The sequence below is a fragment of the Ochrobactrum sp. P6BSIII genome (assembly GCF_014138065.1).
In the GTDB taxonomy this organism is placed as follows: Bacteria; Pseudomonadota; Alphaproteobacteria; order Rhizobiales; family Rhizobiaceae; genus Brucella.
Genome location: NZ_JACGXB010000001.1, coordinates 290,318 through 316,176, shown reverse-complemented (window position 1 = coordinate 316,176; position 25,859 = coordinate 290,318). Strand labels below are relative to the sequence as shown.

The window sequence follows — 25,859 nt, the reverse complement described above, 5'->3', positions numbered from 1 at the left end:
CTTCAAGCCGGGCTTTTTTTACCTCGTAAGCCGATGCAATTGCCCCATAGGTCTTGGACCTGACACATGCGCATGCCATCCTGAATATCGAGCGGTCCGCGATAGAGCTTGCCGCCGATGGCCATCAAAAGTGCCAGTGATTCATCGAAATTGTCGACGTGCCAATAGACAATGCTTCCCGCCGCACCGGACGAAACCTTTTCGTCCGCCGGAACAATTTCCAGATCGATGTCACCGATTTGCAGATAGCTGAAATCAAACGCTTCGAGATGTTTGGGAACGGCGTGCGGAAAGGCTTTGCGATACCACTCGATAGCGGCTGCAACATCGCCGACGTGGATCAGAACCGCGGATATAGTGCCGCTCATGCGGGGATAGTCGCACGCGCAGGCATGGCGCGCATGGCCATGTCGATGATCTTCTGCACTGCCGCACGCGAACTGCCGTCGCGCGCCTCATAGGAGAGGCTCTGCTGGATTGCGTGGTAGAACTCACTCATCTGGGTGATATCGGTATCCGGCGGCAGGTCGCCTTCGCACAAGGCGCGTTGCAGGCGCTTGGAAAGCAGTTCCTGATTGGTATGGCGAATGGCGGTCAGGAACTCCTTGATCGGCACATTCTCCGGTTTGCACTGGATCGAGCTGACGCTGATCATGCAGCCGCCAGCCGGGCAGGCAAAGGCGCTGTCCGCGCTCAATTCGAGCCAGAGACGTATGCCATCCTGAATAGTGGCGGCGTCTTCCAGAGCTGCGAAGGGGGTGGCGCCGATGGTGCGCCGGTAAAAATCGACGGCTTCGCGAAAAGCCTGCTCCTTGTTGCCGAAAGCGGCATAGAAGCTCGGCGGCGTAATGCCTATGGCTGCCGTGAAATCGCTGATCTGGGCGCATTCATAGCCTTTGGCCCAGAATACCTTCATGACCTTGTCCAGCGCAGCATCGCGATCGAAACTGCGCGGGCGACCGCGCGAAACCATTTTTCCTCCCTTTCTATAGTCTGTCTTATATAATTCGCTTGACCTCTCCGAACAAGTCGATATGAATTATATAATAATTATTACATAAATAGGGATTCGTCTCCATGAACGATTCGTGCGAATCCGCCCTTGCGGCGGAAGGGGCGTCCATGTCCCGTAAAGAGGCGCGGGCAATACCGATGGTTGTCTATTGCCTCAGTCTCGGCGTTTTTGCGCTGACGACCTCCGAATTGATGATCTCGGGCATGATGCCTTCATTGCAAGAGGCTTTTGGCCGGTCTATTGCGGATATCGGCAATCTGATCTCGCTCTATGCTTTGGGCATGATGATTGGCGGTCCGCTGGTGACCGTGCTGTTTCTGGCCTTGAAGATTGAGAACAAGCGCGGATTGCTGGGCCTTTTGATCTTCTACGCGCTTGCCCAGAGCGTGGCCGCCTCCACCAGCAATTTCCATGTGCTTTTGGCTGCTCGCGTGCTGACAGGCATGGCCGCAGCGACGAGTTTCGGCCTCATGTTGGCCATTACCGCACAGCTGGTTGCGCCGGAATTGCGGGGGCGGGCATCGTCGCTGGTCTTTGCCGGATTGATGCTCTGCACCGTGCTCGGCGTGCCGATTGCCACGGCGATCACGAATGCTTTCGGCTGGCGCGCCAGCTTCTGGAGCATCGTGGTTCTCATTCTGCTGTGCGCGCTGGTCATCGCGTTGAAGATCGAAACGACCCGTGAGGGACCGCAGGCTGATCTGCGCTCGGAACTGGCGGAAATGCGCAAGCCGAAGCTCTGGGCGGCCTATGCCACCAGCGCGCTCGTCATCGGCTCGTCTTTTGCGGTTTACAGTTATTTGTCGCCGATCACCGTGGAACTGGCCGGTTTCTCGGCCATGCAGGTTCCGTTTCTACTTGCCGTCTATGGCGCGGCCAATATCGTCGGCAACTATGTTTCCGGTCGTTTTGCCGACCGGCACACGATCGTGACCATCTTTGCCGGTCTCGTGGTGATGCTTGCGGCCATGCTGATCTTCGCGCTCTTCGCCGAACTCAAACCGGCTGCGATCCTTGCCATTGTGATGATCGGCCTGACGGGAATTGCACTGAATCCCGCCTTCGTGGCACGTGTGATGCGTATTGCCCATCCCGGCGCATTGGTGAATGCGATGCATGCATCGGTCATCAATATTGGTCTCGGCCTCGGCCCATGGATCGGCGGTCAGGCTATGGAAGCAGGATATGGCCTGCACGCGCCCCTGTGGGTTGGCTTTGCCATGACGCTGGCCGGACTGCTGACGCTGGCACCCCCCGCTTTACGGCGCATGTAATTGCCACTCACAACGACAATAAAAAGCCGGGGTCATGCCCCGGCTTTTTCTTTCCGTACCCATAAAGGCGGATCAGTCCTTGGAGAACATGGTGGCCGACTGTGAGGTCGAGACCATCATATTATAGTCGTTCACGATCCATTCGAGATCCGAACCGATACGTGCTTTGCGGGCGTCGCCCTTGGTCTTCTGCAGCGCTTGCTGGAACGAGCGCAATTTGCCGAGCAGGCTTGCCGGGCGCGATTCGAACACGTGGAAGGAGTTCGGGTGCTCCGAAGCGTAATCGTCCATTTCGCGTACGGCGGCGGCATAGACATCCATGGCCTTGCCGAAGGCTTCCATATCGACCACCGGCTTGTCATTGTCCGGCAGCAGGTCCACCACTGACTTGGCGCGCATCATGACATTGCGAACATACCAGTTGGCCTTTTTGCCTTCCGCCTTTTCAATGGCGTCGAGTTCGGCAAGATCGATCTTGCTCTTTTCTTCATCCAGAAGCGCGTCGACGCGCTTACGCTCCTTCAGGAATTCCGGCGCATAGTCGGCAATCTGCTTGTGAAAGGCTTTGGCTTCGGCAAACTTGTCGGACATATAGTCCTTGCGATCATAATATTTGCTGGCTTTTTCGATCACCGGCGCCAGCTTCTGGTAAATCGCGATGTAGCTTTCCATGGCCGCATCGAGATCGGGCATTTTCGGGTCGGCCTTGGTCGCGCCCTCGGCGGCTTCGATTTCGCTGCGCACGTCATAGAGCGAATAGAGCCCGTAGACATTGCGCTCCTTGCCGGTCGGGCCCTTTTTCATGTCGACCCAGCTGTCATATCTGCCGAGCGATTCCGACGCGCGGATCGTGCGGTTGAGAAGCGAAACATAGGCGTTCATTTTTTCGATGGCGGCATTCGGATCGGCCTCATCGGCGGATTGCGCGAAGGCCGCTGCAGGCAGAAGGACTGCCAGAAACGCAAACAGGATTGCGCGCGGCGAAAATCGTCTCATGTGCTTTTCCTCTTTAAAGAATCGGACGCCGTGTTCCGATCTATTCACGAGCATTGTCCGGCAACCAGTTGCTGCCGGAACGGTTTCTGATGAAGGTGATGATTGAAACGACGACGGACAGCACCACCAGATATTCGAAGAAGCGGAACGGGATGACGATCCAGCCGCTGATGGAGCGTTCGATGGCGCCATAGATGTTGACGAGCTGGAAATCATAGTTCACGCCGGTGCTCCCGCCGCCATGGCTGACGATTTCCCTGATCTGCATATGGCTTCCGGGACTGCCGAAAATCCATGCCAGCGGCTGGTTATAGAGTGGGTTGCCGCGGCTATCGAAGAACATGGCAGTGAAGGCCATGAACGAAATCATGATCGCGGCTGCTTCGGGCTTGCGCCAGTCGACCTTGGTGAACCAGAATATCGCGGAGAAGACGACAAGGAGAACGGCGCTTGCAACGCCATCAACGAAGATGACGCCATACATCCCGTAGACCAGAACCAGTCCCACGAGGGCAAAGCAAGCGATGACAACGGCAGCAATGGCAAAAATGCCAAGCACTTTTGTAACAGATCCTGTTTGCATAGCGCGCAGAGAGCATGTGTAGAACGGAATAACAAGTCTTATTAGCTGCTTATAATATTACAGTGACAGCCGTGAACTTCTTTTTACGCTGTGCTTCCGGCACCGAAACTTGAATCCAAACCGAAATCGACAGGAACAAGCAGGATGAACCATCTGCGCTATGCCGGATTGCCGGAGCACGAACAGCGTGAGGTCTTCACGAATATCATTCTGCAAAATCCACTCCTGACAGTCGCCTTTTCGCGCCTTCAAGATCTTGCTACGACCAGTAGGCAGGCTGGAAATGGCGAGGAAAGTCCGGAATTCTGGATTGTTTCGGGCGCACTTTATAACAGTGTCTGGAATCACCTGACCGAGCGCCCGGCTCAGCACGGCATCAAGGATGTCGATATTATCTATTTCGATGCGCACGATCTGTCCTGGGAGGCAGAAGACCGGCTGATCGAGCAAGGAAAGGCTCTTTTCCGCGATTTTCCTCTGCCGGTGGAAATACGCAATCAGGCGCGGGTGCATCTGTGGTTCGAACAGCGCTTTGGTCAGCCTTATGAACCGTTGCGCTCTGCCACGGAATCGATCGGGCGGTTTTCAACCATTGCACATTGCGTCGGAGCCAGGGTGGAAAGTGACAACACGCTGACGTTACAGATGCCCTTCGGCCTTGACGACATTTTTTCGTTTCGTCTCAGGCCTAATCGTGCCATCGATAACGCCGCAACGCACCGAACCAAGGCGCGCCGCGCGCTTTCATGCTGGCCGGAACTGACTTTTCAGGACTGGGATGCGCCAGAATGATTCGGCGATGTGCATTGTGAGAGTAACGATCTGAACGAAGGAAATGGCATGTTCCGCTGGGGTATTCTTTCCACCGCCAAAATCGGCGTCACGCAGGTGATTCCCGCATTCACCGCGTCGGATAACGGGGTTGTCCATGCAATCGCAAGCCGCGACCACGCCCGTGCCCGTGCCGTGGCTGACCGTTTTGGCGCTCCGCTTGCGTTCGGCTCCTATGAGGAATTGCTCGCCAGCGATCAGGTGGACGGTGTCTATATCCCGCTGCCGACATCGCAGCATATCGAATGGACGATCAAGGCCGCAGAAGCTGGCAAACATGTGCTGTGCGAAAAGCCCATCGCGCTTAAGGCCGACGATATCGATCAGCTCATCGCCGCACGCGACAAGCATAAGGTCACGATCGCCGAGGCCTTCATGGTCTATTATCATCCGCAATGGATCAAGCTGCGTGCATTGCTGGCGGAAGGCGCCATTGGCACCTTGCGCCATGTCCAGGGCGCTTTTACCTATTTCAACGTCGATCCGGGCAATATGCGCAACCAGCCGGACCTTGGCGGCGGCGCTCTGCCCGATATCGGCGTTTACCCGACGGTCGTGACGCGCATGGTGACGGGCAAGGAACCGCTCTCCGTGCAGGCTTCGGTCGAGATCGATCCGAACTTTGGCACCGACCGCTACGCCAATGTCGCCGCGCGATTCGACGGCTTCGACATGACCTTCTATGTCGCGACTCAGCTTGCTGGACGCCAGACCATGGTTTTCCACGGCGACAACGGTTTCATTGAAGTTCATGCGCCGTTCAACACCGGCAAATACGGTCACGGCCGCATCACGCTTTATGACGCAGGCCACACGGAAGCGACGGAATGGTCGTTTTCGGACGCAAACCATTATCAATTGCAGGCGCAAAGCTTCGTGCGCGCGGTGCAGGGCGAGGACGTATCCTTGTTTTCGTTGGAGAATTCCAAGGCAAATCAGCGCTTTATCGATGCGATCTATCGCGCGGGCAAAAATAGTGGTTTCGTAGAGGTATAGAACTGTCTGGAAACAGACCTGTCAGAATAGCCGGGAAGGAATTTAAGGCTGTCCGGCTGTTCTGACTTGCAGTGAAAAAGCGCCTTTCTTATATACGCCTCGCACAGGGCTTCGATGACAGGCCGGAGGCTCATGAAAAAACCTCCGGAACCCAACCTTGAAGCGGGCATTGTGAAAACCGTAGGAACCGCCCATGGAACGCTCGGTAGAGGTCTTGGCGGTTTGCTGAATGGAGAGAAATATGGCTAAAGTTATTGGTATCGATCTGGGAACGACCAACTCCTGCGTCGCCGTCATGGACGGTAAGAACGCGAAGGTCATCGAGAATGCCGAAGGCGCTCGCACGACGCCTTCCATTATTGCTTTCACCGATAGTGACGAACGTCTCGCTGGTCAGCCTGCGAAGCGTCAGGCTGTCACTAATCCGGAAGGCACCCTTTTTGCAGTCAAGCGCCTGATCGGTCGCCGTTTCGATGATCCGATGGTCACCAAGGACAAGGATCTTGTCCCATACCACATCGTCAAGGGCGACAATGGCGATGCGTGGGTAGAAGTTCACGGCAAGAAGTATTCGCCATCGCAGGTTTCCGCGATGATCCTTCAGAAGATGAAGGAAACGGCTGAATCCTATCTTGGCGAAACCGTCACGCAGGCTGTTATCACTGTTCCGGCTTACTTCAATGACGCCCAGCGTCAGGCCACCAAGGACGCAGGCAAGATTGCCGGTCTGGAAGTGCTGCGTATCATCAACGAGCCGACCGCTGCTGCGTTGGCTTATGGCCTCGACAAGAACGAAGGCAAGACCATTGCCGTATACGATCTTGGCGGCGGCACCTTCGACGTGTCGGTCCTCGAAATCGGCGACGGCGTGTTCGAAGTGAAGTCTACCAACGGCGACACGTTCCTCGGCGGTGAAGACTTCGACATGAGCATCGTTGACTACATGATCACCGAGTTCAAGAAGGAAAGCGGCATCGATCTGAAGAACGACAAGCTTGCTCTGCAGCGCCTCAAGGAAGCTGCCGAAAAGGCAAAGATCGAATTGTCGGCTGCCCAGCAGACCGAAATCAATCTGCCGTTCATCACCGCTGATGCGAGCGGTCCGAAGCACCTTGCAATCAAGCTGTCGCGCGCCAAGTTCGAAAGCCTGGTTGAAGATCTCGTCAAGCGCACGATCGAGCCGTGCAAGGCCGCTCTCAAGGACGCTGGCCTCAAGGCTGGTGAAATCGACGAAGTGGTTCTGGTCGGCGGTATGACCCGCATGCCCAAGATCCAGGAAGTCGTGAAGGCCTTCTTCGGCAAGGAACCGCACAAGGGCGTGAACCCGGACGAAGTCGTCGCCATGGGCGCGGCTATCCAGGGCGGCGTTCTGCAGGGCGACGTCAAGGACGTTCTGCTGCTCGACGTGACCCCGCTGTCGCTCGGCATCGAAACGCTCGGCGGCGTGTTCACCCGTCTGATCGACCGCAACACGACCATTCCGACCAAGAAGTCGCAGACCTTCTCCACGGCCGAAGACAATCAGTCGGCTGTGACGATCCGCGTCTTCCAGGGCGAGCGTGAGATGGCTGCCGATAACAAGATCCTCGGCCAGTTCGACCTCGTAGGTATTCCGCCTGCACCGCGTGGCGTGCCGCAGATCGAAGTGACCTTCGACATCGATGCCAACGGTATCGTGAACGTCTCGGCCAAGGATAAGGGCACCGGCAAGGAGCACCAGATCCGCATTCAGGCTTCGGGCGGTCTGTCGGATGCCGACATCGAAAAGATGGTCAAGGACGCCGAGGCCAATGCCGACGCCGACAAGAAGCGCCGCGATGCTGTCGAAGCCAAGAACCAGGCCGAAAGCCTGATCCACTCGACTGAAAAGTCGCTGAAGGATTATGGCGACAAGGTCTCGGAAGACGACAAGCAGGCAATCGAAGGTGCTGTTGCAGCACTCAAGACCTCGCTTGAAGGCGACGACGCTGAAGACATCAAGGCCAAGACCCAGACGCTTGCTGAAACGGCGATGAAGCTCGGTCAGGCCATGTATGAGGCAGCGCAGGCTTCTGAAGGTGCAGAGGCCGAAGGCGGCGAACACGCTTCGTCCAAGGACGATGTCGTTGACGCCGACTATGAAGAAATCGACGACGACAAGAAGAAGTCGTAATCATCTGCCGCTGACAGTAAAAGCCCGGCTCCATGCCGGGCTTTTGCCAGTTTCTGTATTCGGCATATGACGAATAATAACGAAGGCTCCGGTTGGGAGTCCGGTCCAGCCGCCGGGGTAACGGACGTATGAAGATCGATTATTACGAAGCATTGGGCGTTGAAAAGTCCTGCGATGACAAGACGCTGAAAGCGGCTTTTCGCAAGCTTGCCATGCAGTACCATCCTGATCGCAATCCGGATAATCCGGAAGCTGAACGCAAGTTCAAGGAAATCGGCGAGGCTTACGAAACGCTTAAGGACCCGCAGAAGCGGGCTGCCTATGACCGTTTCGGCCATGCTGCCTTTGAAAATGGCGGCGCGGGTGGCGGTTTCGGCAATGGCTTTGGTGGCGCAGGCGGTTTTGCCGATATTTTCGAAGATATTTTTGGCGAGATGATGGGTGGCGGTCGCCGCCGTTCCAGCAACGGTCGCGAACGCGGCGCCGATCTGCGCTATAATATGGAAGTGACGCTCGAAGAAGCATTTGCCGGCAAGACCGCGCAGATTCGCGTGCCGACTTCCATCACCTGTGACGAATGCTCCGGTTCCGGCGCCAAGGCCGGTTCGCAGCCCACCACCTGTACCATGTGTTCGGGTTCGGGCCGTGTTCGCGCGGCGCAGGGCTTCTTCTCGGTGGAACGCACCTGCCCGACCTGTAACGGTCGCGGACAGGTCATCAAGGACCCTTGCGGCAAGTGCCATGGTCAGGGCCGTGTGACGCAGGAGCGTTCGCTGTCGGTCAATATCCCGGCCGGTATCGAGGATGGCACCCGTATTCGCCTTGCAGGCGAAGGCGAAGCCGGCATGCGCGGCGGACCGTCGGGCGATCTTTACATCTTCCTTTCGGTCAAGCCGCATGAGTTCTTCCAGCGCGACGGGGCCGACCTTTATTGCAAGGTGCCGATCTCTATGACCACGGCGGCGCTGGGCGGTCAGTTCGAAGTTTCGACACTGGACGGCACCCAGACCCGCGTAAAGGTTCCGGACGGCACGCAGAACGCCAAGCAGTTCCGCCTCAAGGGCAAGGGCATGCCAGTTCTGCGCCAGCAGGCAGTGGGCGATCTCTATATCCAGATCGATATTGAAACGCCGCAAAACCTGTCGAAGCGCCAGCGCGAATTGCTGGAGGAATTCGAAAAACTCTCCTCGCAGGAGAACAGCCCGAAATCAGCCGGGTTCTTCTCGCGGATGAAGGAATTCTTCGAGGGAATAGGTGAATAAAAAAGGGGAGCCATGCGGCTCCCTTTTTTCATATTTTCCTTATTCCTGCCTTGCTTAGGGAATTGAAAGCGGCATAAACTTGTCCAATAACGACAATGGGAGCATGCGGAATGGCAGGTCAACTCGGCAGGAAACTCGCCGCGAAATTCGACGAGGAAATCCGTTTTTTCAAAGGGTGGATTGACGGTCCGAAAGCGGTAGGCGCCATTCTGCCGACCAGCTCCATCACCGCGCGACGCATGGCGAGTGTGATCGACATTCATTCGGGCCTGCCGGTTCTGGAACTTGGACCGGGCACCGGCGTCATCACCAAGGCGATCCTCAAACATGGCGTGAAGCCGTCTGATCTTTACTCCATCGAGTATTCGCAGGATTTCGTCGAGCATCTGAACAAGACATATCCCGAAGTGAACATCATCCAGGGTGATGCGTTTGATCTCGACACCACGCTTGGCGAGATGAAGGACCAGCAATTCGACAGTATTGTCTCTGCCGTGCCGTTGCTCAACTTCCCGATGGCGCGCCGCATCCAGCTCATCGAAGACATGCTGACGCGTATTCCGCGCGGTCGCCCCTTCATGCAGATTACCTATGGTCCTCTGCCACCGGTTCCGTCCGGCCGTGGAAATTACACGGTCCAGCACTATGATTTCGTCATGCGCAACGTTCCGCCGGCACAGCTGTGGGTTTATCGCAGACCGCTCGGCTGAGTGTCTGATCCAAAAGTCACCATGCCGGGCTGCAAATGGCAATTTCTACGCTTCCGGTGCTCACGTACCCGAAAGTACGCTGCGCTCCGGTTCTCGAAATCACCATTTTCGCCACGGCCTGCCGCTTTTTGATTCAGACACTGACTTCATAGGAGTTGTCCATGACCGCACGCATTCTTGTCTTCGCCGGTTCGATCCGTATCGGCGCTTTCTCGGGTCATATGGCGGATGCCGCCGAAAAGGAATTGCGGGCGCAGGGCACGGAAGTAACACGCATCACGCTTGCCGACTATCCGCTGCCGCTGATGGACCAGAATCTGGAAAAGGAGCATGGCGTTCCGGAAAACGCCATGAAGCTCGGTCGGCTCTTTGCCGAACACGACGCGCTATTGATCTGCTCGCCGGAATATAATGCGTCGATCCCGCCGCTGCTCAAGAACACGCTCGATTGGGTCAGCCGCATTTCCAAGGATGGTGATCAGCCGCTTCGGCCTTATAGCGGGCTGACGGTCGGTTTGTGTTCGACGTCGGACGGCATGTTTGCCGGTATGCGCGGGCTTTATCACCTGCGCGCCGTACTCATGGCGGTGGGAACGCAGGTCGTGACCGAGCAATGTTCGGTCGGTCGTGCTTCGGCGGCATTCAATGAAGACGGCACGCTCAAGGATGAGCGCAGCGCGAAGATGCTCACAGCCGTTTGCCACAGCGTGATCAGCCGGGTCGGCTGATTCTCCGTTCAATATGCATATTTCAGGGCGCGGTATCTTTCGTACCGCGCCCTGTTGTGCGAATAGAGCATGATCCCGAAAAGTGGGCACCGGTTTTCGGAAAAGATCATGCTCAAGCAAAATGCCTGAGCGGGGTTATGTTCAACGTGAAATAGATCCCGCTCAAGACAGAATCACAGCGGAGAATTTCATGACGACGACAGAATTGCGCGATCAGCTGATCGTGGGCCTCGACGTGCCAACTATCGCCGAAGCGGAAAAAGCCGTTGAGGAACTCGGTGATGCCGTATCCTTCTACAAGATCGGCTATCAGCTGGTTTTTGCGGGCGGTCTCGATTTTGCAAAGAGCCTGATTGCAGCGAAGAAAAAAGTCTTCCTCGACATGAAGCTGCTCGACATCGACAACACCATTGCCAAGGGCGTGGAGAATGTTGCGAAAATGGGCGTCTCGATGCTCACGCTGCATGCCTATCCGAAAGCCATGCGCGCCGCCGTCGAAGCGGCCAAGGGGTCCGATCTCTGCCTGCTCGGCGTGACGGTGCTGACCTCGATGGACGATGCCGACCTGCGGGAAGCGGGCTATTCCGACAATGCGGAAACCCTGGTGCTGAAGCGTGCGCGTCAGGCGCGCGAGGCGGGCATGGGCGGTATCGTTGCTTCCGCAGCCGAAGCCGCGGCCATCCGTCAGGCAATCGGGCCGGATATGGCCGTAGTGACTCCGGGCATTCGCCCCGCAGGCGCTGAAAAGGGCGACCAGAAGCGCGTCATGACGCCTGCGGATGCGCTTCGGGCCGGTGCGAGCCATCTCGTTGTGGCGCGACCGATTGTCGGAGCGGCGGATCGCAAAGCGTCAGCGCTTGCCATTCTGGAGGAAATGCGCTCGGTTGCGTAAATAATGTTGGAGGAGGATAGCATGACAAAAGCCTATTGGATCGCTCGCGTGGATGTTCGCGACCCGGAACGCTACAAGGACTATGTGGCGGGCTCCAAGGTTGCATTCGAGCGCTATGGCGCCAAGTTTCTGGCGCGCGGCGGCAAGGCGGAAGCCGTCGAGGGACAGGGTCGTGCGCGCAATGTCGTCATCGAATTCGAGACCATGCAGCACGCGCTTGATTGCTTCAATTCACCTGAATATCAGGCTGCAGCCGCGATCCGCCGGACAGTTGCGGATGGTGAAGTTCTCATTGTTGAGGCTTTTGAAGGCTAAAGCACATCTCGAAAAGTGCGCTTGCATTCTGGAATGTAAAAAGGCCCCGAAAGGGGCCTTTGTCTTTTTGGCAGCTTTTAGAGCAGTACCGGCGGGTCGTGCCGTCCTGCCAATGTGAGGTCGAGCAACAGTACCTTTCCGGCATGGGGATCGGCATTGCGTGCTTCGTCGTTCATGCCTTCATGGGCGCTGGTCACAATCATCACTGCCGCATCTGGACCCACAAAGGCCGGGCAGGAAGGCTGGGTAACCGGCAGCTCGATAGAGCGGATCAGACGGCCTTGCGGCGAATAGGCATGCAGCGCCTTTCCGCCCCAGCAGGCATTCCAGACGGTGCCTTCCGCATCCACGACCGATCCGTCAACGCCGCCTTCTTCAATCCGATGGTGAAAGACGCTCTTTTCCGAAACCGGCAAGCCATTTTCCGGATCGGTATCGACGCGCCAGATGATGTTGCGGTCGGTATCGGCGAAATAGGCGATCTTTCCATCGGGGGAAAAGCAGATCGAATTGGTGATGGTGATGCCGGAGAAAAGCTTCTTCACCTGACCTTCCCGATACCACCAGATGGAACCGGCATCCTTCTCGGCCTTGCGGCCCATGGTGCCGATCCAGAACGAGCCGGACGGGTGGACGCGGGCATCGTTGGAGCGTGTCACGGGATTGTCGGCTTCCAGCGGATGATGCATGGTCAGGCGGCCATTGGCGCGTTCGCGGATGAACAGCCCGTGTTCACTGACCAGAAGCTGGCGCTCGCGGTCGATGACGGCAAGGGCGCTGGCTTTCATGCCGAGGTCATGGACCTCTATCGCGCCGCTGTCCCAGTTCCGCTCGATCAGTTTCTGCCCGAGAATGTCGAACCACCAGACGTGGCCCGTCAGTGGATCGTAACCCGGACCTTCGCCCAGCTCGGCGATATGGTCAGCGAATATGGCGGTTTTGACGGACGTCACCTTTTCCTCCTGAAAAGCGTCTTGCGGATTACGTGTTTAGTATACCTTCCGACCAATTGGAAACCTCTGGCGTGGCACCAATAGGGCAAACATGAAGAAGCGGCTTTGCCCTTCCTCCGAGACAAAGCCGCTCCTGATCTCGATGCGTCTAGCGCCAGCCGAGCGCCGGAGCGACATGTTTCAAGATCGCTTCGATGACATGGGCGTTGTAGTCGACGCCAAGCTGGTTGGGGACAGTCAGAAGCAGCGTATCCGCCTCGGCGATCGCTTCGTCCTGCGCCAGTTCCTTGATCAGATCTTCCGGTTCTGCCGCATAGGACCGGCCGAAGATCGCCCTCGTGTTTTCATCGATGTAACCGATGCTGTCCTGCTCCTTGCCGCCAGCACCGAAATAGGCGCGATCACGGTCGTCAACGAGCGCGAAAACGCTACGGCTCACCGAAACGCGCGGCGTGCGGCTGTGGCCCGCTTCCTTCCAGGCTTCGCGATAGGCGCGTATCTGCTTGGCCTGCTGGATATGGAACGGCTCACCGGTCTCATCGTCTTTCAGCGTGGAGCTTTGCAGGTTCATGCCGAGCTTGGCCGCCCAGACAGCCGTGGCGTTTGACGACGCACCCCACCAGATGCGGTCGAGCAGTCCTTCGGAATGCGGCTCCAGACGCAGCAGGCCGGGCGGGTTGGGGAACATCGGACGCGGGTTGGGCTGGGCAAAGCCTTCGCCCTTCAGCGTGCGCAGAAATACTTCCGCATGTTTGCGCCCCATATCCGCATCTGTCTGGCCTTCTTCCGGCGCGTAGCCGAAGTAACGCCAGCCGTCGATCACCTGCTCGGGCGACCCGCGGCTGATGCCGAGCTGCAAGCGTCCGCCGGAGATCAGGTCGGCAGCGCCTGCATCTTCCGCCATGTAAAGCGGGTTTTCATAGCGCATGTCGATCACGGCAGTGCCGATCTCGATCTTGCTGGTCTTGGCTCCGACAGCGGCCAGAAGCGGGAAGGGCGAGGCGAGCTGGCGCGCAAAATGGTGCACGCGGAAATAGGCGCCATCGGCCCCAAGTTCTTCTGCGGCGACAGCCAGATCGATCGATTGCAGCAGCGTATCGGCAGCCGAACGGGTTTGCGACTGCGGTGAGGGCGACCAATGGCCGAACGAGAGAAAGCCGATCTTTTTCATGGGGTTCCCTTGAATCTAGGGGGATCTATTTGTGATCCATCATATGGGGTGGGGCGCGTGCTTTGGAAGTGAGGCCCCTTGGTAAACACTTTTTTGTGTTTCTCCGTCGGGCCGAAAGTGCCTGAAAGGTAGGAACGGCGGCGTTTTGACGGCAGAAAGGCACTATATCGCCGGTTCATTCCGTTTTAGATTTCCCGCAACTTCGAATCGCGAGGAAATCATGGCTCTCAAAGTCGCGGTCCAGATGGACCATATCAGCACGATCAATATCAAGGGCGACACAACATTTGCGCTTTCGCTGGAGGCGCAAAAGCGCGGCCACGAGCTGTATCACTACACGCCTGACCGCCTGTCGATGCGCGATGGCGTTGTTTCAGCCCGTCTTGAAAAACTCGACATACGCGACGTTGTGGGCGACCACTTCACGCTGGGCGAGCCCATCCGCCGCGACATGTCGGAAATGGACGTGGTGCTGCTGCGCCAGGACCCACCCTTCGACATGAACTACATCACCACCACGCATCTTCTGGAGCGCATTCATCCGAAGACGCTGGTCGTCAACGATCCGGCCTGGGTGCGCAACAGCCCCGAAAAGATCTTCGTTACCGAGTTTCCCGATCTGATGCCGGAAACACTCATCACCAAGGACCCGCAGGAAGTCATGGAATTCCGCAGGGAGTTCGGCGACATCATCCTGAAGCCGCTTTACGGCAATGGCGGCGCGGGTGTGTTCCATCTGGCCGATGGCGACCGCAATCTCTCGTCGCTGCTCGAAATGTTCGGCCAGCTCTTCCGCGAGCCGTTCATCGCCCAGCGTTATCTGAAAGATGTGCGCGCAGGTGACAAGCGCATCATCCTGATCGACGGCGAGCCGGTGGGTGCGATCAATCGCGTGCCATCTGAAACCGACGCCCGCTCCAATATGCATGCTGGCGGCAAGGCCGAACAGAGCAAGCTGACGCCGCGCGAACGCGAAATCTGCGAACGTATCGGTCCGTCATTGCGGGAGCGCGGCTTCATTCTCGTCGGCATCGATGTGATCGGCAATTATATGACCGAAATCAACGTCACCTCGCCAACGGGTATCCGCGAGATTGAGCGTTTCGACGGCACCAATATCGCTGCGTTGTTCTGGGATGCCGTGGAAGCAAAGCGATAAAAGCGCGCGCGTGCCCGGTTCATTCGGGGCAAGGTTGTTTTAGCTCAAAATCTATCAGTATTGAGAAACGGGCTTCCAGCAATGGGAGCCCGTTTCTTGTTAGTCAGATAATCGCTTATTATGATTATACCATTGAGAAAACTTGCAAAACCAAAATGAAACATGTCGCTTCTGTCTCAGACGTCAGTTTGGGCAACACTATCTGATAAAGTTAGATTCATCTAATTTATGTTATTGCCAATCCCGCTCTTTAATGCAGAATTCGAAATATTCAGTGATTTGTCGGATAGTGTTGAGGGGATTTTAATGCGTAATTCGACTGAGAACAGAAAAAGTCGCGCCTTTCCATCACTGCGCTTAACCGCACCTCAGTTTAAAATGCCCATACCCGTCATCGGGGTTCTTCTTCTCTTTCCCTATACAGAGACCGCGCTGGCCGATTGTACGCCTGCATCTCCGGCTTCCGGCGATACTGTCATCTGTAACGGCAATCCGAACGGGTTCAGCACCAGCGGGCTTGGCAGCCTTGATGTCGTGATCCAGCAGAACACCAATCTGAATGGTCCGTTCACGGCCAGCAGCATGGGTGCGCTAACCGTCGACAATTCGGGAAATATGCAGAGCGCGGTCATAACCGATGCGACCAGCCTCGTTTTCGACAATCGCGCCACGATCAATGGTGGCCTGACGATCAGCGGCAACGGCACCTATACGGTCCATAATTACGTCAATTCGCATATCAATTCGGTTTTCAGCTTCACCGGCAACAGCACCAATAACATTACCAATGATGGTACGCTGAACAATGGCGTCACCATCAATGGCGATGGTGCGACCAATATCACCAACACCACTGGCGCTTCGCTCAACAATGGCATTTTCGTCAACGGCGCCAGCCAGACCTATGTGCAGAATTACGGCACGATCCAGAGCACGATTGCGCTCGGTTCCGGCAATGACACGATCATCAATTACGATCCCGGCCAGATAAACGGCAGCGTTTCGCAAGGCTCCGGCGACGATATTTTCGACATGCGCGGCGGTCGTGTCAGCGCAACAGTGAATCAGGACGCCGGCAACGACGTCTTCCTCCTGTCCGGCGGTGAAGTTACCGGCTCACTGATGGCGGGCGCGGGCGCCGACTATATGCTGTGGACTGGCGGTCTGATCGGCGGCATCGATATGGGCACGGAAAATGACGTCGCCGTGTTTCAGGGGCTGACCGATACCCAGCTGAAAGGCATCCAGATCAATGGCGGGCTCGGCACAGATCAGCTGGTCTGGCAGAACACCAAAGGCAGCAATCCGCAGCGCCTGATCAACTGGGAGCTTATTGCGCTCCAGAGCGCGTCCGAGCTGACGATGAACAGCAATCTGACGCTCGGCGACAGCGGCACTTCGACCGGCACGCTCACCATCGATTCGACCAGCTATCTGCGCGCCGGCAGCGGCACATGGACCATCAGCCCCGCAGTGAGCGGCAGTCTCACGCAGGTGGTGAATGCTGGCATTATCGATCTCACCAATGGCTCCAATTCCACGTCGGACAGCCTCACCATCGTCGGCAATTATCAGGGCAATTCCGGCCAGCTCTGGCTGAATACGGTTCTGGCCAGCGACAATGCGCCGTCCGACAAGCTGGTTATTTCGGGCGGCACGACGACCGGTTCAACCGGTATCGTGATCACCAATGTTGGAGGGACGGGTGCAGAGACCCAGCAGAACGGCATTCTCGTGGTGGAGGCCGTTAATGGAGCGACCACCGGCGAGGGTACGTTTAGTCTGGCGCAGCGCGCTTCTGCCGGTATTTACGAATATCAGCTGGTGCAAGGCGGCGTGACGGCTGGCACGGAGAACAACTGGTATCTGCGCAACAATTTCGATGGCATTGACGCGACAAATCCGGATCTGCCGATCTGGTTGTTGCCGGGACCTGATGAAGGTGATGGCGACGGCGATGGCAATACCGGCGGCGGCGGTTCCTCCGGTGGAGGATCAGGCGGCGGTACGGGCGGCGGGACTGGCGGAGGTTCCGGTGGTGGAACTGGAGGCGGCACCGGAGGTGGATCGGGTGACGGCGACGATGGTGGCAGCGTCACGCTGGTTCGTCCTGAAGTTCCGATCCTCGGCGCAACGCCCACCGTCGTGCGCGGCCTCCTGCGCGTGGCTCTCGGCACGTTCCACGAACGCCATGGCGAACAGTCCTGGTTCGGTGATGAGGCAAACAAGCACATCATCTGGGCGCGCGTGTTCGGCGATCAGTATCGCCAGAACCTGAGCACATTTGCCGATCAGCGCTATAAGGGTAACCAGTGGGGCATGCAGTTCGGCGTGCCGGTCTATCGCGCCGAACATGATAATGGTCAGCTCGATACGTTCGGTCTCATGGCCAGCTATGCGCGCGGCTGGGGCGACATGCGCGCCAGAAACATCTACGGCAATAATATCGAGATCGGTAATATCGATGTCGATGCCTACAGTCTCGGCGCCTACTGGACCCATACCTGGGAAGACGAGGCCTATATTGACGCCATCGTCATGCACTCCTGGCTTAGCATCGATACGGAATCTGTGGCGAATTACAGTTCTAGCTTCCACGGCAAGGAATGGTCGGCTTCTCTGGAAGCGGGCAAGAAGTTCTCGATCACCGACAAATGGGTGATCGAACCGCAGGCGCAGATTTATTGGCAGTATCAGAATTTCGATGATGCAACCGATCCCGGCGGCACCATCAGCTATGACAATAACGACTCATGGACCGGCCGTGTCGGTGCGCGCCTGCAAGGCAATTACACCATCAACGAACGGCCGTTCAATCCGTTCGTGCTGGCCAATGTCTGGCACCAGTTCAAGGCGAGCGATACGATCTACTTCAACAATGACCGGCTTCGCCCGTCCTGGGAAGAAACCAGCCTGGAACTCGGTGCCGGTTTCACGACCAAGGTTGCCGACAATACCTCGCTCTATGCCAATGCATCCTATGAGTTCAATCTTGGCGGTGAGCGCTTCAGGCTTCTCTCAGGTCGCATAGGTGCGCGCGTTTCCTGGTAAATTCCAGCCCTCAACCGCCATACGACGTTCTTGATCTGTTTCGGGAAAAATGCTTAAATCCTCTGGTTGTATTTAAGCATTTTCTCACTTTAGGGATGTGCTGCGTGGCGAGTGGGGGCTTATGGTCGCGCGGGTTGGAACAGTTGCCTTTCAGGGCATAGAAGCAGTGCCTGTCGATGTGCAGGTCATGGTTGCTCCGGGCAAGATGGGCATCTCGATTGTCGGCCTGCCCGACAAGGCGGTGGCGGAAAGCCGCGAACGTGTACAGGCAGCCTTGCACGCATCCGGGCTGTCCATGCCCACCAAGCGTGTCACGGTCAATCTGGCGCCTGCCGATTTGCCGAAGGAAGGGTCGCATTACGATCTCCCGATCGCGGTCGGGCTGATGGCGGCCATCGGCGCCATTCCCGCCGACGCCATTCAATCCTATCTGGTGCTGGGTGAACTGTCGCTCGACGGATCGATCACAGCGGTGGCGGGTGTTCTGCCTGCTGCCATCGGGGCCAATCGCGAAGAGAAGGGGCTTATCTGCCCACATGCCTGTGGGCCGGAAGCGGCCTGGGCTGGTGCCAATATCGACATTCTCGCACCGCGCAGCCTGATCGCGCTTGCCAATCATTTTCGTGGAACGCAGGTGCTGACGCCGCCCGATCCCTCCATGCGCGTTTCCAGCGAAAATCTGCTGGACCTTGCGGATATCAAGGGGCAGGAAACGGCAAAGCGCGCGCTGGAAATCGCTGCAGCGGGTAATCATAACCTGCTTCTCGTCGGCCCTCCCGGTTCGGGCAAGTCGATGCTGGCGCAGCGCCTGCCATCGATCTTGCCGGGCCTGTCTCCGCGTGAATTGCTGGATGTGTCCATGATCGCGTCCATAGCTGGAGAGCTGGCAGGTGGAAAACTCTCCGACCGCAGGCCCTTCCGATCGCCGCATCATTCGGCATCCATGGCGGCGATGGTCGGTGGCGGCCTGCGCGCCCGGCCGGGCGAAGTGTCGCTCGCACATAATGGCGTGCTGTTTCTCGACGAGTTTCCCGAATTCTCGCCACAGGTGCTGGATTCACTGCGCCAGCCGTTGGAAACGGGAGAATGTCTGATCGCCCGCGTCAATCATCGCACCAGCTATCCGGCGCGTTTTCAGCTGATTGCCGCCATGAACCCATGTCGTTGCGGGATGGCAGGTGAACCCGGCCACACTTGCGCTCGGGGACCGCGCTGCCAGACGGATTATCAGGCGCGGATTTCCGGGCCGCTTCTGGACCGTATCGACCTGCGTGTCGACATGCCCGCCATCTCGGCGCTGGACCTCATTCAGCCTGCGCAGTCGGAGCGCAGCGAAACCGTGGCGCAACGGGTGGCCCGTGCCAGGGCCGTTCAGGCTGCCCGCTACGCGGCGCTGGGTTTCGATCCGTCGATGACGAATGCTCATTGTTCGGCAAAGCTGATCGAGGATGTGGCACGACCGGATGCGGCGGGATTGAAGCTGTTGCGCGATGCCAGCGAGCAGATGCGCTTTTCCGCTCGGGCTTATCATCGGATCCTGAAAGTTGCCCGCACGCTGGCCGATCTCGACGGCGTGGATCAGGTCAGCCGCATCCATTTGGCTGGCGCAATTTCCTATCGCATCGGTGCGGAACGGTTGATTTCTGCGGCGTGATCGCTCACGCCGCAGATAGTCCTTCGCTGACGCTCAACTGCCGTTGAGCTGGAGCCGCAAGGTTCCGTTGTTGAGAAAGCAGGTTTTATTGAACAGCGACAGATCAAGCGGATTGGGTAATCGAACGTCGTCGAGGTCCGGGCAGACCTTGACATCAGCATCGAAAGACCTGTCGATTTGTGAAATGCAGATGATCGTCATCGCATGCTCGCGGGCAAAAGCTTTGAGCGCATTGATCTGCAACATAAGCTCCGGCTTGTCGCGCTTTTGGTCGAGGATTTGCAGATAATCGATAACAGCAAAGCTGCCTGCCGGTTCACGGTTCAACTTCTCCGCAACATAACTGGCGCTGATCGCGTCAGAACAATCGAAGACAAAACGGTCGCTGAAAAGTGTGGGACGAGTACCCAGATAATCGAAACGGCTTGCCACATCCTTCTCATTGTAATCGAGCGAGAAGAACAGACCGCGCCTTCCATCCTTCATCGCTTCGATCAAAATCTCCAGACTGAGCAGTGTTTTGCCATGGCCGGGACGCGCACCGATCAAAACCAGATCGCCAGCTTGCAAGCTCTGATACAGATCCTTGCCGGACATGGAGGCCGACGATTTCTGCGCGAGCATGCTCCAGCTTTTGTAGCCCTCCTGCGCAGCCACTTGGTCCAGCGCGGCGTGAAGTGGAATTCGGGCATCGCGTGAAAGGCGCTTCGCGTGATGTTTCAGGTGATAAATGGGAGATGATAATTTCATCATTGTGACCTTCTGTGGCGAGCGGTCATCGCAATCCCTCCTCATGCATCTATGCTCGAACAGTCGGTTCGATGATTGATACTTCCTGCATGGAAAATGCTTTCCCGATTGGAGGGGGGAGGCGTGGAAGCAGCCAGAATCAAATCATAGCGCAAATAGTGGCGATGCGGAATTGCCCCTTGCACTCCGTCGCTCATATGAGCGCGGAGCAGCCCGCAGAGACAAGTCCACTCGCCTCTCCGGGATGGTTTTAAACAGATTCGGTTACGTCGCAGGGCTAAAGTCCGAAGGTCACCAGACCGTTTTCGTCGATCTGCCAGGCAGGGTTCCAGGCAATTTCCCAGGCGTGGTCGTCGGGGTCAGCGACATAGCCGCGAAAGCCGCCATGTTGAGGCGCGTCGGCAGCACGCAGCAGCGTTCCACCGGCCTCTATCAGCCGGTGCATCAGCGGCGCGACATCGGATTTTTGCTCCACATTATGGGCAAGCGAAAATGCGCCGGGCTGTAACAGGCCGCTCCGGTTCATGTCGGCTTCCAGCGAAGTTCTGAGAAAGGTGCCGAGCACGAAACCGTTCATCTGATAGAAGACGATCTCTTCATTCTCGAAAATCGGCACCCAACCGAAGCCTTCGACGTAGAACCGACGCGAAGGGGCCAAGTCGGCGACACCAAGTGTGATAACGGAGATTTGCTGTTTCATTGTCCAAACCCTTGATCCTCCGGCGCACCATTGCTCCGGAGTTGAAGGTCAGGGGACTCGACGGGTTTGCAAACAGAACCGCGAAGGTCAGGACCCATACATGCATCATGCCAGACGCTGTATATGGGAGCCGGGCTAACCGCACCGGCCTCTCCTTTTTAGACCCGGACTGTCTAGCATGTTCCGGGTCTGAATTCAATTTTTGGAAGCTTATGATTTAGTGACGAACCGAGCCGACCAGCAGGTTGTCCGGGGCTTCGATGCTGACCCAGCGGCCGGTATTGTTCGTGGCCTGACGCTTCAGATAGGTATAATCGGTTTCGTTCCAGCGCAGAACTTCGTCGGTCAGATTGTCGAGGACGAAGTCACCACGATCAGTGCGGACGGTCAGGACGGCATGGCCTTCACCATCCGGCTTGCGCACGACAGTGATCAGAAGATCGGTGATCGGAACGCCAGCCTTTTGCAGCTCACGCTGCTTGAGCAGCACATAGTCTTCGCAATCGCCGACGGTGGTTGGATAAGCCCAATATTCCTCGACGCCGTAGATTTCCATATCGGTCATCGGCTTGATGCGTTCGTTGACCGAAAGATTGACTTCGACAATCCGCTGCCAGTTGGCATGGCCAAGCTGCAACGGGCTGGTATCGCGGCTGGCGATATTGCATTCCTGTGCTTCGCGCTTGCAGAATTCGTAATGGCCGATCGGCTGGGACGTGACCTTTCCGGTCTGCATGAAGTCGCCAGAGGCTGCCTCAGCGCCAAAGCCTGTCATCAGCACCGAAGCCGCGAAAGCAGCAGCTGCCATAATTTTCTTGGTCGAGCGAACTACGCAAAACATACTCAACGCCTTTGGTGGGGACCTTTGATCTGGTCCTTGCCGGATACTCGTTTATTAACGAAACGTTAAAATCTGAAACACTTCGGAGTCAATTCGATTTGCCGCTTCATCGCCCAACATCTTAATTAATGGTTAACACGGGTAATTCATGAATATACAATCATAGATTGAATTTATTGTGTTTTTGGGGCTGCGAAAACGCTCGGTTGCCACTCATAATTTTGCCATGCTCGGGGAGCTTGTTTTTGCCAGCGAATATGCCAATGGTTGGCACATTCGACCGGACCTTTGAGGTCCCCTTGCAAAGGCCACGGGATGACAAGCGCAACCACGCGCAAGGCCACGGCAGACGACATTGATGCGTTATTGCGCATCGAAGAGCGCTGCTTTGAAGCAGACCGCATTTCCCGACGCTCCTTCCGCGCCTTGATCGCGCGTCCCACCGCTGAAACGATCATTGCGGAAGTCGATGGGAAGATCATCGGCTATGCGATGATCCTTTTCCGGCACGGTACGGCGATGGCGCGGCTCTATTCGATCGCCGTCAATCCGGATGCGAGTGCAAAAGGCATAGGCGGGCTTCTGTTGCAGGCTGCTGAAACGGCAGCCTATGAGCACGACCGCCCGCTGTTGCGGCTCGAAGTGCGCGAGGATAATGCGCGGGCCATCGCGCTTTATAAGCGCAACGGTTATCGCCCAATCGGGCGCTATCTCGATTATTATGCCGATCATTCCGACGCGCTGCGTTTTGAAAAGACGGTGCGCGGCGGCATCCCTCCGATCACGACATTTCCCTATTACCGGCAGACGACCGATTTCACCTGCGGGGCGGCCTGTCTGATGATGGCGCTCGCCTATCACAAGCCCGGCGTGCAACTCGATCCGGTGCTGGAAGTTCGCCTGTGGCGCGACGCGACCACGATTTACATGATGTCTGGACCGGGCGGCTGCGAACCTTTTGGGCTTGCCGTCGCGGGTTACGAGCATGGATTGAAGGCGTCGATCATCGTTTCCATTGAGGACATGCTGTTTCTGCAATCGGTGCGTTCGGAGAAAAAGCGCCGGGTGATGCAGCTTGCACAGACCGATTTCCGCCAGCGCACGGAAGCCTATGGCATCCCGGTGGATTATCGCGGCTTCACCTTGTTTGACATCGTCACGGCGCTCCGGCGCGGTGCGTCGGTGATCGTTCTGATCAGCGGCTATCTCATGTTCGGCAACAAAGTACCGCATTGGGTGCTCGCCCATGGCGAGGATGGCCGTCACATCTTTATTCATGACCCATGGGTGGAAGAGGAACAGGGCGAAAGCATCGCCGATGCGGCCAATGTGCCGGTTCCATTCCACATCTTCGACCGCATCGCCCGTTTCGGCAGCGATGGGCTCAGGGCAGCAGTGATTCTCGAAAAAGGGACAGACTGATGACGATCTGCGTCATTCTCGTTGGGCGCCTCTCGGATATCGATAATGGCGCCACACCGCACAAGGTCATGACCAATCGTGACTATCTCGCACATCCGGCGCTGTTTAACGGCCAGCAGCGCCCGCGCATCATCAATCTCTCGCGCACCTATGCCTATCAGAGCCGCGGCTATTATGCCTCGCTTCTGGCGGAAGCGCGTGGCCACCGCATCATTCCGTCCGTCGAGACGATGATCGATCTCTCCGAGCGTCGGCTCTATGAGAATGCCATTCCCGAACTGGAAGACATGCTCAACAAGGCGCTCGGCAAGCATCCGGAAAAAGCGCCTGAAACCATTCACGTCCATTTCGGTCTGGCCGAGAACCCGGAATTCGAGCGTTTCGGCAGGCTTTTGTTCGATTGGTTCCGGGCGCCGTCGCTGGAAGTGACGATCAAAGCGGGGGAGTGGGCGCGTATCCAGAAAATCGGCTTCTCCAATATTTCGAAATTCTCGAAACATCAAAAGGAGCGTTTTGAGGATGCGCTCGACCGCTACACCCAGCGCGAATGGCGGGCGGCCAAGCCGAAAGTTCCGGCGCGTTATTCCGTGGCGACGCTCTGCGATCCGAAAGAGGCGATGCCGCCATCATCCATGGCGTCCCTGAAGCACTGGGCGAAGATTGCGGCGCGACTTGGTGTTGAGGTCGAACCTATCGGTAGGAAGGACCTCTCGCGTCTTGCCAATTACGATGCGCTGTTCATCCGCGAAACCACATCGATTTCCAACCACACCTATCGCTTTGCGCGCCGGGCGCAGCAGGAAAACATGCCGGTCATCGATGATCCGATTTCGATGATACGCTGCACCAACAAGGTCTATCTGCACGAGCTGATGCAGGCCAATGATGTGGCGGTGCCTCAGACCGTGATGATTGCGGGTGAAGAGGATCTGGAGCGGGCTGCCGATCTGCTGGGCTTTCCGCTGGTCATCAAGATACCGGATTCCTCTTTCTCACGCGGCGTGAAGAAGGTGAGTGATCTGGGCGAGCTGAAAGCGCTGGCGATGCTGTGGCTTCAGGATAGCGATCTTTTGCTGGCGCAGAAATATATGCCGACCCGGTTCGACTGGCGCGTCGGCGTTCTCGACGGTAAGCCGCTTTTCGTCTGTCAGTATATGATGGCGAAAAACCACTGGCAGATTGTGAAGCACGATACCGGCGGCAAACCGCTTGAGGGCGGCTTTCGCACCTACACGCTGGCAGAAGCCCCGCAAGCGGTTCTGGAAACCGGGCTGCGCGCCGCGCGATGCATCGGCAATGGCTTATACGGTGTCGATCTGAAGGAAACCGATGACGGTGTCGTGGTGATCGAAGTCAACGACAATCCCAATCTCGAACACGGCATCGAAGATGCGGCGGAAAAGGATGACGTCTGGATCAACCTGACCAGGTGGTTCACCGACCGGCTGGATCGCAAATAAAGCAATAGCGGTCCGATCCGGGCCGCTTTCACTTTATTATCCGAAGATGTCTTTACGCCGGATTACATCGGCGTGAAGCAGACCTTGGTGTGTCCGGCGCCAATGAAGCCGAGACGGCTTGCAGCACCCTTGGAGAGATCCAGCACGCGTCCTTTGATGAACGGGCCGCGGTCGTTGATGCGCACGACGAGCGACTTGCCATTTCTCTGATTGGTAACTTTGACCTTGCTGCCAAGCGGCAGGGAGCGGTGCGCTGCGGTTAATCCGGCTGGGTTCATACGTTCACCCGATGCCGTGCGGGAGGTCAGGGCGTACCAGGAGGCACCGCCGCATTGCTGTGCCGAGGCTTCGATTGCACTGACAGCGAGAAGGCTGGTTGCTGCAAAGCCGAGCATAGCCATACGGGTCTTGAAGTTCATACCAGTTCCACTAGTTGTTAACGGGGCGCTTTGACAGTTTTGCTGAGAAAGACCTGAGCGAAGTGGAATCTAAATGTGGCGATGACGTGGTTCGAATGAGAACATTGTGCGGTAATTGAATCTATATCCGCAGCGGAAAATCATCCTATACTATGCGTTGTTTACTTATATTATGAAACAAAACTGAGGAATATTTGGAAGGATTCAGTTCGATTGCTGTAAAAGCGTTTACGATTCGTTAGGAATCTGGCGCTGGGCTGAGCGCGTCCATGTTTTCAGGCGTGGAATCCAAGAAAAGCTGCTTGCGACCTTTGTTGCGCTTGCGTCTGACCCTGCAATTTTTATTTGTAGACCAAGTTTTGAAGCACCTTCTAAAAGTTGTCGAAATGCGGCCTTTTCCGGGCAAAATTACAATTCTGGCGTGTGAGTGGTAATTTTCACAGGTCGTCTTTTTGTTATCCACAGGCCGGAAAACGGGGCTTATGACGTTTCTTTGACCGTGCAGCCAGTGCAATTTATGGAAGA

At 56.8% G+C, this 25,859-nt stretch carries 24 protein-coding genes; 14 read left to right on the top strand and 10 right to left on the bottom strand.

Annotated elements, in window-relative coordinates:
* Positions 1 to 2: 2 nt before the first annotated feature.
* Both FHW00_RS01410 and FHW00_RS01405 read right to left on the bottom strand, forming a co-directional pair.
* Entirely contained in the window at positions 3 to 368 is a 366-nt protein-coding gene (locus FHW00_RS01410) for a VOC family protein (RefSeq protein WP_078337674.1), read from the bottom strand.
* Positions 365 to 973, bottom strand: coding sequence for a TetR/AcrR family transcriptional regulator (locus FHW00_RS01405; RefSeq protein ID WP_078337675.1), 609 nt, complete (start codon positions 971 to 973; stop codon positions 365 to 367). Before FHW00_RS01405 ends, FHW00_RS01410 begins: the two co-directional genes overlap by 4 nt.
* 104 nt (positions 974 to 1,077) lie before the next feature.
* Between FHW00_RS01405 and FHW00_RS01400 the strand changes: the two genes are divergently transcribed.
* On the top strand, positions 1,078 to 2,289 hold the full coding sequence (locus tag FHW00_RS01400; protein WP_078337676.1) for an MFS transporter: 1,212 nt from the start codon (positions 1,078 to 1,080) through the stop codon (positions 2,287 to 2,289).
* A gap of 72 nt (positions 2,290 to 2,361) precedes the next feature.
* Here the strand turns inward: FHW00_RS01400 and FHW00_RS01395 are convergent, their stop codons facing one another.
* Positions 2,362 to 3,285, bottom strand: a complete 924-nt coding sequence (locus FHW00_RS01395; RefSeq protein ID WP_078337677.1) for a YiiG family protein — start codon at positions 3,283 to 3,285, stop codon at positions 2,362 to 2,364.
* Positions 3,286 to 3,325: 40 nt separating this feature from the next.
* The gene (locus FHW00_RS01390) at positions 3,326 to 3,844 is read right to left on the bottom strand and encodes a hypothetical protein (protein ID WP_445557886.1); all 519 of its coding nucleotides are present in this window, start codon (positions 3,842 to 3,844) and stop codon (positions 3,326 to 3,328) included.
* A 168-nt stretch (positions 3,845 to 4,012) separates the two neighbouring features.
* On the opposite strand from FHW00_RS01390, the gene FHW00_RS01385 reads away from it, so the two are divergent.
* From FHW00_RS01385 to FHW00_RS01350, 8 genes are all read left to right on the top strand, one after another.
* Positions 4,013 to 4,660, top strand: coding sequence for a nucleotidyltransferase family protein (locus tag FHW00_RS01385; protein ID WP_078337679.1), 648 nt, complete (start codon positions 4,013 to 4,015; stop codon positions 4,658 to 4,660).
* A 48-nt stretch (positions 4,661 to 4,708) separates the two neighbouring features.
* Positions 4,709 to 5,695, top strand: coding sequence for a Gfo/Idh/MocA family protein (locus tag FHW00_RS01380; protein ID WP_078337680.1), 987 nt, complete (start codon positions 4,709 to 4,711; stop codon positions 5,693 to 5,695).
* A 241-nt stretch (positions 5,696 to 5,936) separates the two neighbouring features.
* The gene (gene dnaK, locus FHW00_RS01375; protein WP_078337681.1) at positions 5,937 to 7,847 is read left to right on the top strand and encodes a molecular chaperone DnaK; all 1,911 of its coding nucleotides are present in this window, start codon (positions 5,937 to 5,939) and stop codon (positions 7,845 to 7,847) included.
* Between the two features lie 128 nt (positions 7,848 to 7,975).
* Complete coding sequence (dnaJ, locus tag FHW00_RS01370; RefSeq protein ID WP_078337682.1) at positions 7,976 to 9,109, top strand: molecular chaperone DnaJ; 1,134 nt, start codon at positions 7,976 to 7,978, stop codon at positions 9,107 to 9,109.
* 110 nt (positions 9,110 to 9,219) lie between these two features.
* Entirely contained in the window at positions 9,220 to 9,819 is a 600-nt protein-coding gene (gene pmtA / locus FHW00_RS01365) for a phospholipid N-methyltransferase PmtA (protein WP_078337683.1), read from the top strand.
* A 161-nt stretch (positions 9,820 to 9,980) separates the two neighbouring features.
* Entirely contained in the window at positions 9,981 to 10,547 is a 567-nt protein-coding gene (locus FHW00_RS01360) for an NAD(P)H-dependent oxidoreductase (RefSeq protein ID WP_078337684.1), read from the top strand.
* Between the two features lie 190 nt (positions 10,548 to 10,737).
* Positions 10,738 to 11,439 (top strand): orotidine-5'-phosphate decarboxylase, encoded by a 702-nt coding sequence (gene pyrF / locus FHW00_RS01355; protein WP_078337685.1) that lies wholly within the window; start codon positions 10,738 to 10,740, stop codon positions 11,437 to 11,439.
* Between the two features lie 21 nt (positions 11,440 to 11,460).
* A complete protein-coding gene (locus FHW00_RS01350) occupies positions 11,461 to 11,754 on the top strand; it encodes a DUF1330 domain-containing protein (RefSeq protein ID WP_078337686.1) in 294 nt (97 codons plus the stop codon).
* Between the two features lie 77 nt (positions 11,755 to 11,831).
* Here the strand turns inward: FHW00_RS01350 and FHW00_RS01345 are convergent, their stop codons facing one another.
* Both FHW00_RS01345 and FHW00_RS01340 read right to left on the bottom strand, forming a co-directional pair.
* Entirely contained in the window at positions 11,832 to 12,707 is an 876-nt protein-coding gene (locus tag FHW00_RS01345; protein ID WP_078337687.1) for an SMP-30/gluconolactonase/LRE family protein, read from the bottom strand.
* A 148-nt stretch (positions 12,708 to 12,855) separates the two neighbouring features.
* Entirely contained in the window at positions 12,856 to 13,878 is a 1,023-nt protein-coding gene (locus tag FHW00_RS01340; RefSeq protein WP_078337688.1) for an LLM class flavin-dependent oxidoreductase, read from the bottom strand.
* A 220-nt stretch (positions 13,879 to 14,098) separates the two neighbouring features.
* Between FHW00_RS01340 and gshB the strand changes: the two genes are divergently transcribed.
* From gshB to FHW00_RS01325, 3 genes are all read left to right on the top strand, one after another.
* A complete protein-coding gene (gshB, locus tag FHW00_RS01335) occupies positions 14,099 to 15,037 on the top strand; it encodes a glutathione synthase (RefSeq protein WP_078337689.1) in 939 nt (312 codons plus the stop codon).
* A 378-nt stretch (positions 15,038 to 15,415) separates the two neighbouring features.
* Positions 15,416 to 18,088, top strand: coding sequence for an autotransporter family protein (locus FHW00_RS01330; protein WP_176168300.1), 2,673 nt, complete (start codon positions 15,416 to 15,418; stop codon positions 18,086 to 18,088).
* Between the two features lie 121 nt (positions 18,089 to 18,209).
* Positions 18,210 to 19,742, top strand: coding sequence for a YifB family Mg chelatase-like AAA ATPase (locus FHW00_RS01325; protein WP_113533755.1), 1,533 nt, complete (start codon positions 18,210 to 18,212; stop codon positions 19,740 to 19,742).
* A gap of 33 nt (positions 19,743 to 19,775) precedes the next feature.
* On the opposite strand, the gene FHW00_RS01320 is transcribed toward FHW00_RS01325, so the two are convergent.
* The 3 genes from FHW00_RS01320 to FHW00_RS01310 form a co-directional block, all read right to left on the bottom strand.
* The gene (locus FHW00_RS01320; protein WP_078337820.1) at positions 19,776 to 20,492 is read right to left on the bottom strand and encodes a DNA helicase; all 717 of its coding nucleotides are present in this window, start codon (positions 20,490 to 20,492) and stop codon (positions 19,776 to 19,778) included.
* Positions 20,493 to 20,769: 277 nt separating this feature from the next.
* Entirely contained in the window at positions 20,770 to 21,192 is a 423-nt protein-coding gene (locus FHW00_RS01315; protein ID WP_078337691.1) for a VOC family protein, read from the bottom strand.
* Positions 21,193 to 21,409: 217 nt separating this feature from the next.
* The gene (locus tag FHW00_RS01310) at positions 21,410 to 22,033 is read right to left on the bottom strand and encodes a transglutaminase-like cysteine peptidase (RefSeq protein ID WP_078337692.1); all 624 of its coding nucleotides are present in this window, start codon (positions 22,031 to 22,033) and stop codon (positions 21,410 to 21,412) included.
* A gap of 315 nt (positions 22,034 to 22,348) precedes the next feature.
* On the opposite strand from FHW00_RS01310, the gene FHW00_RS01305 reads away from it, so the two are divergent.
* Both FHW00_RS01305 and FHW00_RS01300 read left to right on the top strand, forming a co-directional pair.
* Complete coding sequence (locus FHW00_RS01305; RefSeq protein WP_078337693.1) at positions 22,349 to 23,455, top strand: GNAT family N-acetyltransferase/peptidase C39 family protein; 1,107 nt, start codon at positions 22,349 to 22,351, stop codon at positions 23,453 to 23,455.
* Positions 23,455 to 24,915, top strand: coding sequence for a RimK family protein (locus FHW00_RS01300; protein WP_078337694.1), 1,461 nt, complete (start codon positions 23,455 to 23,457; stop codon positions 24,913 to 24,915). Before FHW00_RS01305 ends, FHW00_RS01300 begins: the two co-directional genes overlap by 1 nt.
* A 62-nt stretch (positions 24,916 to 24,977) precedes the next feature.
* On the opposite strand, the gene FHW00_RS01295 is transcribed toward FHW00_RS01300, so the two are convergent.
* Positions 24,978 to 25,334, bottom strand: coding sequence for a septal ring lytic transglycosylase RlpA family protein (locus FHW00_RS01295; RefSeq protein WP_078337695.1), 357 nt, complete (start codon positions 25,332 to 25,334; stop codon positions 24,978 to 24,980).
* Between the last annotated feature and the right edge of the window lie 525 nt (positions 25,335 to 25,859).